The organism is Gilliamella sp. ESL0232 (assembly GCF_013346885.1).
GTDB lineage: Bacteria > Pseudomonadota > Gammaproteobacteria > Enterobacterales > Orbaceae > Gilliamella > Gilliamella bombi.
The window spans coordinates 205087-222038 of sequence record NZ_JAAEDW010000004.1 but is presented as its reverse complement, the minus strand read 5'-3'; the positions used below and the strand labels follow the sequence as shown (position 1 = coordinate 222038).

The following is a 16952-nucleotide window of genomic DNA, read 5'->3' as shown; positions in this document are numbered from 1 at the left end:
ATGTCTGGCGGTAATAGCGCGGTGGTCCCACCTGACCCCATGCCGAACTCAGAAGTGAAACGCCGTAGTGCCGATGGTAGTGTGGGTATTACCCATGTGAGAGTAGGGTGCCGCCAGACTTTTAAATATAGAGAGCCCAGCAGTCATGCTGGGCTTTTTGCTTTTTGGAATATTTATTAAATATCATTTTGATTATTGAAAATTAATTAATGCAGTAACAAATATTAATTAGTATAAAAAACAGTCAAAAAAAGAAGGTATTTGTCACTTTGTAATTATTTTCTATTTATTTCTTGCTGTATGTATGAAACAATTCAGCTATACAAGGAAAATTTTTTTGAGGTAGTCAGTGATCGATAATGATGGCTACCGTCCGAATGTAGGAATAGTTATTTGTAACAGGTATGGTCAAGTACTTTGGGCTCGTCGGTATGGGCAAAATTCTTGGCAATTTCCTCAGGGCGGAATAAAACAAAGCGAAACGCCTGAGCAGGCAATGTTTCGCGAATTAAACGAAGAAGTTGGTTTATCATCAAAAGATGTGAAGATTTTATCCGTTACTAATGGTTGGTTACGATATAAGTTACCCAAAAGGATGATCCGTTGGGAAAATCAGCCAGTTTGTATTGGGCAAAAACAAAAATGGTTTTTATTAGAATTAATATCTGATGTATCAGTCATTAATCTCAATACATCCTCAGCACCTGAATTTGATGATTGGAAATGGGTTAGTTATTGGTATCCCATTCGACAGGTGATTGCATTTAAACGAGATGTCTATAGAAAGGCAATGAAGGAATTTTCTTTATCTGTGTTTGCTATACAGTCTGAAATAGAGACATCAGTAACTAATATTTCTAAAAAGAAACGATTTAATTTCTTTGCTAATAAACGGAAAAACAAAAAGCGTAATAAAAAATGAATCAATATTTACAATTCCCTAATTTCGATCCAATAGCCTTTTCCATTGGTCCGGTATCACTTCATTGGTATGGTGCAATGTATTTATTTGGAGTGCTGGGTGCACTTTATTTGGCTAAGCGCCGTGCAAATAAGCCAAATAGTCAATGGACGTCACAGCAGGTTGAAAATTTATTATTTTGGGGGTTTTTAGGTCTTTTTATTGGAGGCCGTTTAGGCTATGTCTTCTTCTATAATTTAGAAGCTTTTATCAAAGATCCTATAATTTTATTTAAAGTCTGGGAAGGCGGTATGTCTTTTCATGGTGGTTTAATTGGTGCGATTTGCGTTATTGCCCTTTTTGCAAAGGGAACAAAGAAAACTTTTATGCAAGTCGGTGATTTTGTTGCCCCTCTTGTCCCGATTGGTTTGATGTTTGGGCGATTTGGTAATTTTATTAATGGAGAACTTTGGGGGAGAGTAACTGATTCATCGATTGGTATGTTATTTCCAACATCATCACATGCCGATTTTATGTTTGTTCAGTCTCATCCAGAGTGGTTTTCACTTTATTCCCAATTAAATGGTATTTTACCAAGGCATCCTTCACAGCTTTATGAAATGGTGTTTGAGGGAATAGTACTGTTTATTATTTTAAATATTTTTATTCGAAAACCAAGACCTACAGGCTCTGTATCTGGCTTATTTTTATTTTGCTATGGTTTATTTAGATTTGTTATAGAATTTTTTAGACAACCAGATGAGCAGTTAGGCTTATTTTTAAATATTATCAGTATGGGACAAATATTATGTTTACCAATGATTATTGGTGGTATTTTTATTCTTTTATTTGCATATAGATTTAATAATAAGGCAAAAACACAATGAAACAATATTTAACGTTAATGCAAAAAATTTTAGATGAAGGTACACCTAAATCAGATCGAACAGGTATTGGAACACTATCTATTTTTGGGCATCAAATGCGGTTTAATTTACAAGAAGGTTTTCCTCTTGTTACGACTAAAAAGTGTCATTTACGTTCAATTATTCATGAATTGCTTTGGTTTTTGAAGGGGGATACAAATGTTAAGTATCTTCAGGACAATAAGGTAACTATTTGGAATGAATGGGCTGATGAAAATGGTGACTTAGGTCCTGTTTATGGTAAACAATGGCGAGCATGGGAAGCGGCTGATGGTCGCAAGGTAGATCAGATTTCACAACTAATTGATCAAATTAAAAATGATCCTGACTCTAGACGTATGATTGTTTCTGCTTGGAATGTTGGAGAATTAGATCAAATGGCATTAGCACCATGTCATGCTTTTTTCCAATTTTATGTCGCAAATGGCAAACTATCTTGTCAACTTTATCAACGTTCTTGTGATGTATTTTTAGGATTACCATTTAATATAGCCAGCTATTCTTTGTTGGTACACATGATTGCACAGCAATGCGAATTACAAGTAGGTGATTTTGTGTGGACTGGTGGTGATACACATCTTTATTCTAATCATATAGAACAAGCTCATTTGCAACTATGTCGTGAACCAAGAATATTGCCAAAATTAGTTATTAAACGTAAACCTCCAACAATTTTTGATTATGAATTTGAGGATTTTGAAATTGTTGGTTATGAACCGTATCCAGCAATCAAAGCGCCTGTTGCTGTTTAATTTTTGTTAAAAAGTTTCAGGTAACTATGTGTTTCAGTATAAAAATAGATAATTTTAAGAATAGCTAATAGTTTTAACTGTGAGCTACTTAAATATAAACTGATAACAAATTTAGTCACAGAATAATGATATAACGTCCTTAGACTTTGTTTATTTTATGCTCCCGAAAAATAAGATATAATAAGCAACTGTATTATTAATAATAATTTGATCTTAATATGAGTCAAAATCAAGAAATTCGCCCTATTTTTACTAAAAGTTTATTACATCCTCGTTATTGGTTAACGTGGCTTGGTATTGGTATTTTATATTTAATCGTTTTATTGCCATATCCAATCATTTATCAATTGGGAAAAGGGTTAGGATTGCTTTCGATGAAATTAATCGGCAAACGTAAAGAAACGGCTAGGCAAAATCTTAAACTCTGTTTTCCTGAAAAAACACAATCTGAACGTGATCAGATGTTGCGTGAGAATTTTATTTCAACAGGTTTAGCCATTTTTGAAACTGGTATGGCATGGTTTTGGTCTGATAAACGGCTTGCTAAAAAAGTTTCTATTGTAGACGATTTTCATATCACAAAAGTTCAACAATCAGGTCAAGGTGTTTTACTCATTGGTATTCATTTTTTAACATTAGAGTTAGGCGCACGTATCTTAGGAATGAACCATCCTGGAGTCGGAGTGTACCGTCCAAATGATAATCCTGTGATGGATTATGTTCAGCTTAAAGGAAGACTCAAATCAAATAAATATATGCTGGATCGGCATAATACTAAGGGAATGATCCGCGCACTAAAAAATGGTGAATTACTTTGGTATGCACCAGATCATGATTATGGTCCTAAAAATAGTGTATTTGCGCCTCTATTTTCAGTAAAAAAAGCTGCAACAACTGTAGGCACGCGTATATTAGTGAAATTAGCTCAGCCAGCTATTATACCATTTACTCCTAAGCGTGAGAAAGATGGTCGTTACACTGTTTATGTAACATCAGAGCTTGAAGATTATCCAATTGATGATGATGTACTTGCTGCTACTTTTATGAACAAAGCGATTGAACAAGAAATTCTAAAAGCACCTGAGCAATATATGTGGTTACATCGAAGATTTAAAACTCGTCCAAAAGGTGATGCACCTTTATATACTGATAATGTTCAATCTGATTAATATGAATATTTTTTATAGCTTCTGTTGAAAGAGCAAAAAATTACAATATGCAAAAACTAAACAAAATTATTCTCTATTGCCGTTGTGGATTTGAAAAAGAGTGTGCTAACGAAATTACAGATAAAGCTGCTCAGAAAGAAGTATATGGCTTTGCTAAAGTTAAAGAAAACAGTGGTTATGTTGTTTTTGAATGCTATCAATATGATGATGCACAATTATTAATAAAAAATTTAGATTTTCGAACACTAATTTTTGCAAGGCAAATGTTTGTAGCAGGTGATCTATTAGTTGATTTACCTACAGATAACCGTATTTCTCCAATCATTGATGCATTATCTGGATGTATTGACAAAGCTGGAGATCTACGTGTTGAAGTTGCTGATACAAATGAAGGTAAAGCGCTTTCTGGCTTTTGTCGTAAATTTACCGTGCCCTTTCGTCAAGCATTAAGAAGTAAACGTATTTTATTAAAAATTGAGAATCCATCAAGACCCGTTGTCCACTTATTTTTTATCAGTAATACCAGTTGTTATGTTGGTTATTCACTAAGTCAAAATAATTCGCCTTTTTATATGGGAATTCCAAGATTAAAATTTCCCTCTGATGCGCCAAGCCGTTCTACATTAAAATTAGAAGAAGCCTTCCATATTTTTATTCCTTATGATGAGTGGGAGGAGCGATTAAAAGGTGGTTTAAACGCTGTTGATTTGGGTGCTTGTCCTGGAGGTTGGACTTATCAACTGGTTAAAAGAAGTATGATGGTTTATGCCATTGATAATGGACCTATGGATGAAAAATTGATGGAAACTGGACAAGTTAAACATTATCGGGAAGATGGCTTTAAATTTATACCTAAAAAGCATAATATTTATTGGTTGGTTTGTGATATGGTTGAGAAACCAGCTAAAGTAACAGAATTAATAGCCAAATGGTTAATTAATGGTTGGTGTAGAGAGGCTATTTTTAACCTCAAATTACCAATGAAAAAACGTTATGAAGAAGTAAAACAAAATCTATATTCGTTAAATAAAGAGTTAAATAATAAAAAAATCAACGTACAAATTCAAGCAAAACAGCTTTATCATGATCGAGAAGAAATTACGGTTCATGTACAACGAATTTGGGGATAACAAAATTATAAGAGAGTAGGTATGAACTTGAAACGTTACTTTTATGCTATATTGATAATACCATTATTTACATTTTTGGTATGTTGTACTTTAGGAAATTCAGAGAAATCTCTTAACTTTGATGATAACAAAAATTCTAGTTATTATCTTTCACAAGCAGATAATAGTTCTGGAATAGATAAAGTTAATTGGCAATTATTAGCTATTCGTGCACTAATAAAAGAAAATAAATTTTCACAAGCAACTACATTATTATCAAATTTACCACCCAAACTTAATGATGAGCAACAAAAAGAAAAGTTATTATCAGAGGGGCAAATTGCTGTAAAAAAAAGGAAATCATTTGATCTGAATCAATTCACTATTGAAAATTTGTCTAATTCACAACTGTATCGTTATTACATTATTAAATTGGGTTTAGATATAAATGGTAAAGATATTAATGCTCAAGCCCACGATTATCTTCAATTAGAAAAATATGTATCAGAAACAGAAAAAAGGCAATTATTAAATAATACATGGAATTTTTTCCGTAAATTAAAATCTGGTAAAATCCGCAAAATTTTAGTTGATGAAAATGAAACTATATTACAAGGTTGGGTTGATTTAGCTTATGCTTACCAAAATGCGAGTAAAGCATCCACTCCACAAGATGATGATACACCAGAAATTATTGCCACAAAATCCGAAAATCAAAAACAGCTATTAAAACAAGCTATTAACAATTGGGCTATACAATATCCAGATCATCCCGCAAAAGAGATTATCTCGATATTAACTGGAGAACAAACACTTGCTGTTGATGCTAATGCAAAAAAAGTTGCATTATTGTTACCATTAAATAGCTCTTCACGTATATTTGGTGAAACAATTCGTCAAGGTTACATGGATGGAATTAAGTTTTTTCCTCAAGAACCACAACAAAATGTGATTATACTTGATACAACTAGTGCGCCAATGAATACTTTAATCCAGCAAGCACAGGAACAAAATGTTGAGTTAATTGTAGGTCCTTTATTAAAGAAAGAAGTTATTGAATTAAAATCACTAGAGCCAGCTATTCCTGTCTTAGCCTTGAATAAGGTTGATAACACTACTGCGTCTGCAAATAAAATTTGTTATTTTGCTTTATCTCCTGAAGATGAAGCAAAAGATGCGGCAGACCATATTTATTCTCAAAATAAAATAAAACCATTACTGTTAGTCCCTCAAAATGATTTGGGTAAACGTGTTGCACAAAGTTTTGCTGCACAGTGGTCACAATTGTCAGCAAATAGTTCACAAGCTTACGTACAATATTTTGGTAACACTCAAACACTAAGCGCCAATATGAATCGTAACATAGGGATTAGTCTTGCTGGCAATCCTATTTTGATAGATGAAACGCTATCAGGGGGAATGGTATCTGCTGGATTTGATGCTATTTATGTTTATTCTTCATATGATGAATTGACGTTGATAAAGCCAATGCTTGATATGGGTGCAAATAAAACTATTGGAAATTCATCTGCGGTTACACTTTATTCAAGTTCTAAAAGTCATGTAGCTAATGCTTCTAATGACTTTAATTATGATATGAATAAAACTGAATATGCAGATATCCCTATGGTTATAAATCAAATGGATAAGGTAAATACAAATATACCTAGCAACATTCAGAAAGATTATTCATTAATTCGCCTGTATGCAATGGGCATTGATGCGTGGAGACTAACAAATCGTTTTAATCAACTTAATTCATATCAACCTAATTTTTTAGATGGTATGACAGGTAAATTATCAACAAGTGATCAATGCGAAGTGACACGTGCACTCTCCTGGCAGCAATATATTTATGGTGAAGATAAATCTGATTCAAAAAGCGAATAAAAAACAAATTGGCGAGCATTATGAAAATATAGCTTGCAAATATTTACTTAAGCAAGGGCTTATACTTCTTGCACATAATAGCCAATTTCGCTTTGGAGAGCTGGATTTAATTATGCTTGATAATAAATGTCTTGTTTTTATTGAAGTACGTTATCGAAAAAATGCTAACTTTGGTGATGCGGAGATGACAGTTACACTAAATAAACAAAATAAAATCAGGCAGGCTGCCCAACAATGGATGATGGCGCAAAATTTAAATATTGAAGATACAGAATTTAGGTTTGATATTTTTGCTATTACAGGTAACAGCAAAAAATGGATTATTAATGCATTTTAATTTTAGGTGAAAAGTGTGCAAGATTTAATTAAAAATTACTTCACTGAAAGTATTCAAACTCAAATCGTGATGGCAGAATCACTTGGCTATTCTATTGAAAAGGCAGCGAATATTATTGTCGATAGTTTACTTAATGGCAACAAAATTATGAGTTGTGGTAATGGTTCATCAGCAGCTAATGTACAAAGCTTTACTTCACGTTTAATCACCAGTATTAATATTGAAAGACCAAGTATTCCTGCAATGGCTTTAGTATCAGACAATGTTTTATTAAGTGCTATAGCTAATCATGAGGAGATTTATGCTCGTCAAATTCAAGCATTAGGGCAACAAAGTGATGTTTTAATAATAGCAACTTGCCAAGGGAATAGCAGATCTATCATTCGTGCAGTTCAAGAAGCGGTAATTAAAGATATGAAAATTGTCGCATTAACTGCTTTTGATGGTGGTGAAGTTATTGGCTTATTAGGCCAGAACGATATTGAAATTAGAATTCCGTCTTACAAAAAAGTGATGGCATACGAAATGCACGCTATGATTCTAAATTGCTTGTGCCAATTAATCGAGAATAGACTATTTATTCACAGTAAATAAGCTGAAATAAAGACGGTTTAATTCTGCATTAATAGTGATTTTATGCTATAATTGTGAACTATTTTGATGACTTAAATTAATAAGAGTACATGGTGTTATGACCGAACTAGCCAAAGAAATAACCCCCGTTAATATAGAAGATGAATTAAAATCTTCTTATCTTGACTATGCAATGTCTGTCATTGTTGGGCGTGCCTTACCTGATGTCCGTGACGGTTTGAAACCTGTTCACCGGCGCGTTTTATTTGCTATGCATGAAGCTGGATATGATTGGAATAAACCTTATAGGAAGTCTGCTCGTGTTGTTGGGGATGTAATCGGTAAATATCATCCACATGGTGATTCAGCAGTTTATGACACAATTGTACGTATGGCTCAACCATTCTCATTACGTTATATGTTGGTTGATGGTCAAGGTAACTTTGGTTCTGTTGATGGCGATTCAGCTGCTGCGATGCGTTATACTGAAATTCGTATGCAAAAGTTTGCGGGAGCATTATTAACTGATCTAGATAAAGAGACAGTTGATTTTTCACCTAATTACGATGGTTCAGAAATGATCCCAGATGTGTTACCAACACGAATTCCTAACTTATTAATTAATGGCGCATCAGGGATTGCTGTTGGTATGGCGACTAACATTCCTCCTCATAATCTCTCTGAAGTTATCAATGGTTGCTTGGCTTTTATTGAAGACGAAAATATTTCAGTCGATGGTTTAATGGAGTATATCCATGGGCCGGATTTTCCAACAGCAGCATTAATTAATGGTCGAAAAGGTATTGAAAATGCGTATCGCACAGGTCGTGGTATTATCTATATTCGCTCTAAAGCTACCATAGAAGTTGATGATCATAGTGGACGTGAAACCATTATTGTTAATGAGATTCCGTATCAGGTTAATAAGAAAAAACTGATCGAAAAAATTGCAGAATTAGTTAAAGATAAAAAAATAGAAGGTATTTCGGCATTACGTGATGAATCAGATAAAGACGGTATGCGCATAGTTATTGAAATCAAACGTGATGCTGTTGGTGAAGTTGTATTAAATAACCTTTTCTCTTTGACTCAATTACAAGTTTCATTTGGTATCAATATGGTGGCTTTACATAAAGGCCAACCAAAACTCCTAAATTTACGCGAAATGATTGAGGCTTTTGTGCTTCATAGACGAGAAGTTGTAACTCGTCGAACCATTTATGAATTACGCAAAGCACGCGAACGTGCTCATGTATTAGAAGGTTTAGCAATCGCACTTGCCAATATTGATCCTATCATTGAGCTTATTCGTGCTGCTGCAACACCGAGTGAAGCAAAAACTAAATTATTGAACCAAGCTTGGCAACTTGGAAATGTTGCTGCTATGCTAGAAAAAGCAGGTAATGATGCAGCTAGACCAGAAGATTTAGCACCAGAGTTTGGTATTCATGATGGACATTATTATTTATCAGAAGCACAGGCTCAAGCGATTTTAGATCTCCGCTTACACCGCTTAACCGGCCTTGAACATGAAAAAATTCTTGATGAATACAAAGAATTATTGGTTCAAATTGGTGAGTTATTACATATTTTAGCTAGCTCAGAACGTTTAATGGAAGTGATTCGTGAAGAATTAGAAAGCGTTCGAGACCAATTCCAAGATGCTAGAAGAACAGAAATTACAGCGAGCAGTGCAGATATTAATATTGAAGATCTTATTGCTCAAGAAGATGTGGTCGTTACTCTTTCCCATCAAGGTTATGTAAAATATCAACCACTTTCAGATTATGAAGCTCAACGTCGAGGTGGTAAAGGTAAATCTGCCACTAAAATTAAAGAAGAAGACTTTGTCGAAAAACTATTAATTGCCAATACCCATGATACGATTCTTTGCTTCTCAAGCCGTGGTCGATTATATTGGATGAAAGTTTACCAACTGCCTGAAGCCAGCCGTGGTTCTCGAGGTCGTCCAATTATTAATTTGTTACCTCTTGAAGAAAACGAACGAATCACAGCAATCTTACCTGTTCGAGAATTTGATGATGAACATTGTGTATTTATGGCTACAGCACAAGGTACAGTTAAGAAAACATCTTTAATTGAATTTAGTCGTCCACGAAGTGGCGGTATTATTGCGATTAATTTACGTGATGATGATGAATTAATTGGCGTCGATTTAACTAGCAATGATCCATCAGCTATTGTAGATGATGAAGAACTTAATGATGATGCCATTGTTGAAGATATTGACTCAGAAGATGATAACCTGATTGGTGAAATCTCAACGACTGAAGATATTATGTTATTTTCTGCTAATGGTAAAGTTGTTCGTTTCCCAGCCAATAAAGTTCGTTGTATGGGCAGAACGGCCGCAGGTGTACGTGGCATAAAACTTGATAGCGATGATAAAGTGGTTTCGTTAATTGTACCTAGAGGTAGTGGCGCAATTTTAACTGCAACTCAAAATGGATATGGTAAACGCACACAGCAAGAACTATATCCAACCAAATCAAGAGCAACTAAAGGTGTTATTTCTATCAAAGTTAGTGAGCGAAATGGTACTGTTGTTGGCGCAGTTCAAGTTGATGAAACCGATCAAATCATGCTAATCACAGATGCAGGAACGCTTGTTCGTACTCGTGTTTCAGAGGTAAGTATTGTTGGTCGTAACACTCAAGGTGTCATGCTTATTCGAACAGCTGACAACGAAAAAGTTGTGGGATTACAACGAATAGCCGAAACAGAAGATGACGCAAGTGGATCGGAGGTATCGGAAAATAATGAACGGCACGATTCACTTCAAGTGTCCGAGGATTAATTATTTAATAATCTAAAAGGATTAGTTTTGCTAATCCTTTTTTATTTTAAAGAATCGTAAAAAGGAATAGTATTAGATGTCATTTTTAATAAAAAAAATATTAACAAATCTTGCATGGCAAATTTTGATTGCTTTGATTTTAGGAATTGCCGTAGGTGCTTATTTATTTGAGCTCTCTGCTACAAACCACCCTTTGCATTCATATTATCAATTTTCAATAGTAAATATATTTCAGCCTGCAGGCGATATCTTCATTCGGTTAATTAAAATGATTGTGTTGCCAATTATACTGAGTACTTTAACTCTAGGTATTGCAGGTCTTGGTGGTTCAAAACGGTTAGGGACCTTAGGTTTTAAAACAATTCTCTATTTTGAAATTATTACAACTATTGCTATTTTATTAGGTCTTTCTTGGGGAAATATTTTTTCACCTGGCTCGGGAATTGACTCCTCAACACTTGCAACGACAGACATTAGTAAGTATACCCAAGCAGCTGAAGAATTAAGCGGTAAACCTCATGGTTTAATTGTTATGATATTAGATATGATTCCTGCTAATATCTTTAAAGCTATGACGGACGGTGCTGTTTTACCTGTGATTTTCTTTTGTGTCTTTTTTGGTCTAGGCTTAATGTCTTTGCCAGATAAACAACGTGAACCTTTTCTTTTATTTTTAAAAGTAATTTCAGATACTATGTTTAAAGTAACTAATATGATAATGCGTTATGCACCTATTGGTGTATTTGCTCTTATCACGGTAACGGTTGCTAAATATGGATTTGAATCTTTACTTCCACTACTTAAATTAATTTTAACCGTCTATTCGGCAATGATTATTTTTACGTTAGTGGTATTAGGGCTGGTTTGTAAAATTTGTAAATTTAATATTTTTACATTATTAAAAATCTTGAAAGAAGAATTAGTGATTGCATTTTCAACCGCAAGTTCTGAAGCTGCATTGCCTAAAATAATTGAAAAGATGGAAGCTTATGGAGCACCAAAATCGATAACTAGCTTTGTTATACCTACAGGCTATTCATTTAATCTTGATGGTTCAACACTCTATCAAAGTATTACTGTTATCTTTTTAGCACAGTTATTCCACATAGATTTAACTATTTTGGATCAGGTTATTATTGTCATCACTTTAATGATTGCATCTAAAGGGATTGCAGGTGTACCTGGTGCGTCAATTCTTGTTTTATCGGCAACCCTAGGTAGTGTCGGTATTCCTCTTGAAGGGATTGGTTATATTATGGGGGTAGAACGTATTTTAGATATGGGCAGAACAGTAGTTAATGTGGTTGGTAATGCACTAGCAGCAATTGTTATTGCGCGTTGGGAACATACTTTTGACGACAAAAAAGCAAGAGCTTATGAACAACAATATTTAAAATGATTAAATAATTATGTAGATTAATTTATCCCCAAAAAACTACCTGTTTATCAGGTAGTTTTATGCAAAGTATATCCATTTAATTATTGATAAGAATAAGAAATATTTTGTCATGTCAAATTCAACTCTTTCACCATCGGTGACCACTAATCAGAAAGAAATCAACTTCGCAATGCTCTCTTTTTTCATAATTAGGTATTTCATTAATTACATACCCTGATATAGTATTTATCGATTCAAAAAATAGAAAACCAAAGCTTAAGTAAATTCTAGAAGACACCTTAATTTTTTAGAGATTATTTAACTATGAAGTATAAACAACTCGTTATTTTCCATAGATTAATGTTGTTTTATTGAAAATAGCGATAATTTTGTCTACAAATCGATATAAAAAAACCCAGCATTTGCTGGGTTTTTCAGTATTTATTAGATAACTATTTAATTTTAGCTTCTTTATAAATAACATGCTGACGAACTACAGGATCGTATTTTTTGATCTCCATTTTTTCAGGCATAGTTCTTTTATTTTTGCTAGTGGTATAAAAATGACCTGTACCAGCAGAAGAAACTAATCTGATTTTTTCGCGTACACCTTTAGCCATGATATGGTTTCCTTATTAGTACTTTTCACCACGGGCACGAAGTTCAGCTAAAACTGCATCAATACCCTTTTTATCGATAGTACGCATACCTTTAGCAGATACACGCAATTTTACAAAACGTTTTTCGCTCTCAACCCAGAAACGGTGAGTTTGAAGGTTTGGTAGAAAACGACGTTTAGTAGCATTCATCGCATGAGAACGATTATTTCCTACTAAAGGACCTTTTCCTGTTACTTGGCATACTCGTGACATGTCAATAATTCTCCGAAATTTCTATGCTTAAGCCCTGGGCGTAATATGTTAATGGAATTGACCTCGTCAGGCTTTTAGTTTACTGCAGTTCTATCTGAGAAGCAGTTTAACCTCTCACACTACACCCATAATAATGAGGTAGCGAAGTATACGCTGTTATGCGCAAATTCTCAAGTATTATCTTACCTATGCATAAAATTAGTTTACAATGGCATAACTCATATAATATTTATTTTATTAGTTAAAAAAAATTCCTAAAACCATTTTGAATCAATCTGATAGATAAAATTTTTGTAAAAATTTTTTGTAATAGCACTTGCTTTTTTCTTATAACGAACAATTCATTATAAAACAATATACTGTCTTTAACATCATTTTAGAAAAAATGATTTAATTTAATAATAAATATGTTTTAATAAGCTTGATTAAGATTTTTATTTATATCGTGTTAATTTTCCAATTTATAAGGAGATTATATGAACCAGTTCACGCCGTATAGTATATATGGCATTATCGGTTATCCTTTAGGGCACAGTATGAGTCCACTTATTCATACTACGTCATTTCAAGATTATGGGATCCCAGCAGTTTTAGTTCCTTTTCCTACTCCACCAGAAGAGATACCGACACTTTTTAAATCAGTAAGATTACTAAATATCCGTGGATTATGTGTCACTATTCCACATAAACAGACTATCATCCCTTATTTAGATGAAGTGACGGATCATGTAAAAAAAGCAGGTGCGGCGAATTTGGTGTATTGGGAAGGGGATAAACTTTGTGGGGATAATACAGATATTATTGGATTCATGGAGCCACTTCAAAATAAAAAACTGCCAGCAGAATTCAAAAAAGTGTTATTACTTGGTGCAGGAGGTGCTGCACGAGCAGCTGTAGTGGGATTACAGGAACTTGGTTATACCGATATTACAGTAACGGATATTGCTGATGATTTACCTCAGGCATTAGCTAGTGAATTCAACCTTAAAACTATTTCATGGGAAGACCGTAGCAAAGTTGAAGCTCAAATTGTTATTAATTCAACACCATTAGGTATGACGGGTAAATTTGAGAATCAAACACCTTATAAACAAGCTTGGTTTAAAGGTAAAGGAGTGGCTTACGATATTGTTTATACTCCATATAATACTTGTTTTAGACAAGAAGCAGAAAAAGCTGGCTGGCAATCTATTTCAGGGCGTGAAATGTTTATTGGTCAAGCAAATGCTCAATTTAAGATTTGGACAGGAAAAGATCTTTCTGAACGAGCAAAACAAGCTGTAATTGATGCTTTAGCTAAACATTAATTACCAAACAGGCAAACATATCTAGTTAAATTGGAATTAATCGTATTTTCTACTGTTTATATAATTAGCTGCTATTGCCAACTATATTACGTTGGCATAGGCAAAGTTAATATATTAATTGGATAGTTCAAGCGCATTATAATAAGGAGCATTTATGACTAACTTAGAATTGCAAGCGTATCGTCGTTTTCTTATGCTAAAAGTATCAGAAGCTAGTGAATATATTGGCAAAACAGATATTAATACATGGCATGATTGGGAAAATGGTACAAAGCCGATCCCAGAGTTTGTCGGAAAAGCAATGCAAGAACTAAAAAAAATCAGAAACGAAAAAATAAATATTATTATAAATAGTATTAATGATCGTATTGGTAGTAATACAATCCGTTATTTTATGACATACGAAGAGTTCAAAAAGGTAAATTTAGATCTTGATGTGATTCAATGGCGATTACATCAATCGATTGCAACAGAGCTCTATTTCCGTGGTTTAGAAAAGTTATGTTAATTAACTTTATTAAGATGACTTTTAGGTTTTAAAAGCTTCCTTATAATATTGTAAACATTTCATTACGGATATATGCTATATAGGTTATTTTTAATTATATAAAAAATATATATTTATATATTTTTTATATAATATGTAAAAAATTTGTTGCAAAAATAAGAGCGAATCACTAGCATGGTTAATATATTCTATAAATCTGAAAAGATAAAACCCAATATGAATAAAACAATTTTTTTAGTTGGTGCACGGGCTGCAGGTAAAACAACGATGGGAAAGATGTTAGCAAATAAGCTATCGTTTTCTTTCATTGATACCGATAGATATTTACTCGAAACTACTCAAAAGACGGTAGCCGAAATTGTTGAAAAAGAAGGTTGGGAAGGATTTAGAGCAAGAGAGAGCCAGGTGTTGATTGATACAACTAAACCTAATTGTGTCATTGCAACTGGTGGCGGCATGGTATTAGCCGAGCATAATCGGAATTTTATGAAACAAAATGGCACAGTTATCTTTTTATCTGCACCTGCGGCAACACTAGCTGCGCGTTTAATGAAAGATCCTAACATTGCTCAACGACCATCACTAACTGGCCTATCTATTTATGATGAAATGGAAAAGGTATTGGCTGAAAGATTACCTTTATATCATGATGCTGCACATCATGTGATCAATGTTGATCAAGATGAAAGTTTGATTCTTGCAAAAATTTTTGAAATGCTTCGAAACTAATTTAACTTCTTTTAATAAAAAGGCCGCTTAAAAAGAGGTATTTTTATTAATAATAGAAAAAAATAAATTTTTAAAATTTAACCAAGATTCTATATAAGTTTAATTTTGAATAAAACTTTATTGTTTTTTAGAACCAAATAAAAGCTAAGTAACAAATTTATACTTACTATCTTTCTGATTAATATTGATACTTGTATATTGAATAGAATTATAATTTTATGTTTTACATATGGAGTATGACAAGTGGATAATCGAAAGGTCAATTCTTATGGAATTGCAGGATCTATATATGCAAATTATATAATACAAAGTATTGCATTAATTGTGATCATGCAATTTTCATATGATATATCGAAACAACTTAATATTGATCTAATCGGCATTGGTAAAATTGCTTCGGGTATAGGAATTGGAAAAATATTATTAATGTTTGTTGGTGGTGTATTGTCAGATAAATTTGGTCGCAAACTATTTATTTGTCTAGGTATGGCTTGCTATGCTATTTTTTTTCTAGGAATGCCTTTTTGTACTAATATAAATATTGCTTTTTGTTTAGCTATTGCTATTGGGGCTGGAAATTCTTTTTTAGATACTGGTTCAATGCCAGCATTAACAGAATGTTTTCCAAACTCATGTGGTACAGCTAGCGTATTGATCAAGGCTTTCATTTCAATGGGATCTCTTGTTCTTCCATTTATTGTTGTTTTTTGCCATCAATACCAAATATGGTATGGTTGGATTTTTTTTGGTTTTGTTGCTTATCTAATAGTTAATACACTATTTTTACTTCCTAAGCAGTTTCCACATATAGATACCTCCATTAAAAGTAATGAATGCTCACAAAGTTATTTTATTGGAAAACCTAATTTTGGATTTGAAGGTATTTTATTAATTATTATGGGATTTACAACAACAGCAACATTCGTTATTGTCTTGCAGTGGTTGCCAACTATCGCTATCAGAGCTGTTAATATGAGCGAACCTGATGCTAATCAACTGATTAGTTATTATAGTACTGCCTCAATTATTTCTGTATTTGTTACGGCTTTTGTAGTCAAACATCTATTAAAACCTATCTTTTGCATCATTATTTTGCCTGCCTTATCTGCGTTGGTATTAATCATTTTTTATTTTAATGTTTCACCTGCAATGTGTGTTATCGTCGCAATAGGAATGGGATTAACTGCGGCAGGGGGGGTACTTCAATTAACTTTGGTTGTTATGCAACAAATGTTCCCAACACGAAAAGGTCTTGCTGTAGGTTGTATGTATACTTTTAGCGGTCTATCGTTTGTTATCATTCCGCTTATAGTACCAAAATTAGCTATGTTCAATGTAAGTTATGCCATATTAATTGACTTTTTTATTGCGATGTCAAGTGTAATACTTGGCTCAATTATCTTTTATCGTTTTAAAAAGGTAGTTGATATAACAAAAATATAATTTTATATATTTTAAGAATAATAATGTTAGAGGGCATGCCAATATGGCATGCTTTTTTTCGATATTAACATCTCATAAAAATTTTAATTTATTTTCGTATTTAACAATTCAATATTTTGTTAATCCATTATTACTTAATCAAAAATCATTAAGCTTAAGCCATTAACTTTTATTAATAGCAAATTTTAAGATTTTTATTAGATTCTTGAAATATTGCTTGCCATAAAACCAAAAATAAAT

16 protein-coding genes and 1 rRNA gene are annotated in these 16952 nt (G+C 33.1%); 15 read left to right on the top strand and 2 right to left on the bottom strand.

Going from position 1 to position 16952, the window contains the following annotated elements; all coding sequences use genetic code 11:
- The first annotated feature begins 3 nt into the window (after nucleotides 1-3).
- From rrf to gltP, 11 genes are all read left to right on the top strand, one after another.
- Nucleotides 4-119, top strand: a 5S ribosomal RNA gene (rrf, locus tag GYW75_RS06445).
- Nucleotides 120-349: 230 nt separating this feature from the next.
- Entirely contained in the window at nucleotides 350-922 is a 573-nt protein-coding gene (gene rppH, locus GYW75_RS06440; protein WP_065590265.1) for an RNA pyrophosphohydrolase, read from the top strand.
- Nucleotides 919-1788, top strand: a complete 870-nt coding sequence (lgt, locus tag GYW75_RS06435) for a prolipoprotein diacylglyceryl transferase (protein ID WP_065575365.1) — start codon at nucleotides 919-921, stop codon at nucleotides 1786-1788. The genes rppH and lgt overlap by 4 nt, the downstream gene beginning before the upstream one ends.
- Nucleotides 1785-2579 (top strand): thymidylate synthase, encoded by a 795-nt coding sequence (gene thyA, locus GYW75_RS06430; protein WP_174798815.1) that lies wholly within the window; start codon nucleotides 1785-1787, stop codon nucleotides 2577-2579. The genes lgt and thyA overlap by 4 nt, the downstream gene beginning before the upstream one ends.
- Nucleotides 2580-2797: 218 nt before the next feature.
- Nucleotides 2798-3748 (top strand): LpxL/LpxP family Kdo(2)-lipid IV(A) lauroyl/palmitoleoyl acyltransferase, encoded by a 951-nt coding sequence (lpxL, locus tag GYW75_RS06425; protein WP_065590268.1) that lies wholly within the window; start codon nucleotides 2798-2800, stop codon nucleotides 3746-3748.
- A gap of 47 nt (nucleotides 3749-3795) precedes the next feature.
- Complete coding sequence (gene rlmM / locus GYW75_RS06420) at nucleotides 3796-4878, top strand: 23S rRNA (cytidine(2498)-2'-O)-methyltransferase RlmM (RefSeq protein WP_174798814.1); 1083 nt, start codon at nucleotides 3796-3798, stop codon at nucleotides 4876-4878.
- 21 nt (nucleotides 4879-4899) lie between these two features.
- On the top strand, nucleotides 4900-6747 hold the full coding sequence (locus GYW75_RS06415; protein WP_065639545.1) for a penicillin-binding protein activator: 1848 nt from the start codon (nucleotides 4900-4902) through the stop codon (nucleotides 6745-6747).
- Nucleotides 6713-7084, top strand: a complete 372-nt coding sequence (locus GYW75_RS06410) for a YraN family protein (RefSeq protein WP_065590271.1) — start codon at nucleotides 6713-6715, stop codon at nucleotides 7082-7084. The genes GYW75_RS06415 and GYW75_RS06410 overlap by 35 nt, the downstream gene beginning before the upstream one ends.
- A gap of 15 nt (nucleotides 7085-7099) precedes the next feature.
- Nucleotides 7100-7678: an SIS domain-containing protein gene (locus GYW75_RS06405; protein WP_065590272.1), complete on the top strand. Its 579-nt coding sequence runs from the start codon at nucleotides 7100-7102 to the stop codon at nucleotides 7676-7678.
- Between the two features lie 97 nt (nucleotides 7679-7775).
- Nucleotides 7776-10475, top strand: a complete 2700-nt coding sequence (gene gyrA / locus GYW75_RS06400; RefSeq protein ID WP_174798813.1) for a DNA topoisomerase (ATP-hydrolyzing) subunit A — start codon at nucleotides 7776-7778, stop codon at nucleotides 10473-10475.
- Nucleotides 10476-10563: 88 nt separating this feature from the next.
- Entirely contained in the window at nucleotides 10564-11874 is a 1311-nt protein-coding gene (gltP, locus tag GYW75_RS06395) for a glutamate/aspartate:proton symporter GltP (protein WP_174798821.1), read from the top strand.
- Between the two features lie 431 nt (nucleotides 11875-12305).
- Here the strand turns inward: gltP and rpmG are convergent, their stop codons facing one another.
- Both rpmG and rpmB read right to left on the bottom strand, forming a co-directional pair.
- Nucleotides 12306-12473, bottom strand: coding sequence for a 50S ribosomal protein L33 (gene rpmG / locus GYW75_RS06390; protein WP_025314526.1), 168 nt, complete (start codon nucleotides 12471-12473; stop codon nucleotides 12306-12308).
- A 15-nt stretch (nucleotides 12474-12488) separates the two neighbouring features.
- Complete coding sequence (rpmB, locus tag GYW75_RS06385; protein WP_174798812.1) at nucleotides 12489-12725, bottom strand: 50S ribosomal protein L28; 237 nt, start codon at nucleotides 12723-12725, stop codon at nucleotides 12489-12491.
- A 476-nt stretch (nucleotides 12726-13201) separates the two neighbouring features.
- On the opposite strand from rpmB, the gene aroE reads away from it, so the two are divergent.
- The 4 genes from aroE to GYW75_RS06365 all read left to right on the top strand — a co-directional run bounded on the left by aroE (nucleotide 13202) and on the right by GYW75_RS06365 (nucleotide 16712).
- Nucleotides 13202-14032, top strand: a complete 831-nt coding sequence (aroE, locus tag GYW75_RS06380) for a shikimate dehydrogenase (RefSeq protein ID WP_085165191.1) — start codon at nucleotides 13202-13204, stop codon at nucleotides 14030-14032.
- Between the two features lie 154 nt (nucleotides 14033-14186).
- Nucleotides 14187-14540 carry an Aca2/YdiL-like domain-containing protein gene (locus tag GYW75_RS06375; RefSeq protein WP_034913431.1) on the top strand — a complete coding sequence of 118 codons (354 nt, stop codon included), beginning with the start codon at nucleotides 14187-14189 and terminating at the stop codon, nucleotides 14538-14540.
- A gap of 216 nt (nucleotides 14541-14756) precedes the next feature.
- Nucleotides 14757-15269 carry a shikimate kinase AroL gene (aroL, locus tag GYW75_RS06370; RefSeq protein ID WP_034913435.1) on the top strand — a complete coding sequence of 171 codons (513 nt, stop codon included), beginning with the start codon at nucleotides 14757-14759 and terminating at the stop codon, nucleotides 15267-15269.
- Nucleotides 15270-15512: 243 nt separating this feature from the next.
- Nucleotides 15513-16712 carry an MFS transporter gene (locus GYW75_RS06365; protein ID WP_065561259.1) on the top strand — a complete coding sequence of 400 codons (1200 nt, stop codon included), beginning with the start codon at nucleotides 15513-15515 and terminating at the stop codon, nucleotides 16710-16712.
- Nucleotides 16713-16952 lie beyond the last annotated feature (240 nt).

Excerpts from the sequence above, each read along its gene's own strand:
- thyA (WP_174798815.1), top strand. The coding sequence starts at position 1,785 with ATGAAACAATATTTAACGTTAATGCAAAAAATTTTAGATGAAGGTACA.
- rlmM (WP_174798814.1), top strand. The coding sequence starts at position 3,796 with ATGCAAAAACTAAACAAAATTATTCTCTATTGCCGTTGTGGATTTGAA.
- gyrA (WP_174798813.1), top strand. The coding sequence starts at position 7,776 with ATGACCGAACTAGCCAAAGAAATAACCCCCGTTAATATAGAAGATGAA.
- lpxL (WP_065590268.1), top strand. The coding sequence starts at position 2,798 with ATGAGTCAAAATCAAGAAATTCGCCCTATTTTTACTAAAAGTTTATTA.
- aroE (WP_085165191.1), top strand. The coding sequence starts at position 13,202 with ATGAACCAGTTCACGCCGTATAGTATATATGGCATTATCGGTTATCCT.
- aroL (WP_034913435.1), top strand. The coding sequence starts at position 14,757 with ATGAATAAAACAATTTTTTTAGTTGGTGCACGGGCTGCAGGTAAAACA.
- rpmB (WP_174798812.1), bottom strand. The coding sequence starts at position 12,725 with ATGTCACGAGTATGCCAAGTAACAGGAAAAGGTCCTTTAGTAGGAAAT.
- GYW75_RS06415 (WP_065639545.1), top strand. The coding sequence starts at position 4,900 with ATGAACTTGAAACGTTACTTTTATGCTATATTGATAATACCATTATTT.
- GYW75_RS06375 (WP_034913431.1), top strand. The coding sequence starts at position 14,187 with ATGACTAACTTAGAATTGCAAGCGTATCGTCGTTTTCTTATGCTAAAA.
- GYW75_RS06410 (WP_065590271.1), top strand. The coding sequence starts at position 6,713 with ATGGTGAAGATAAATCTGATTCAAAAAGCGAATAAAAAACAAATTGGC.
- lgt (WP_065575365.1), top strand. The coding sequence starts at position 919 with ATGAATCAATATTTACAATTCCCTAATTTCGATCCAATAGCCTTTTCC.
- rpmG (WP_025314526.1), bottom strand. The coding sequence starts at position 12,473 with ATGGCTAAAGGTGTACGCGAAAAAATCAGATTAGTTTCTTCTGCTGGT.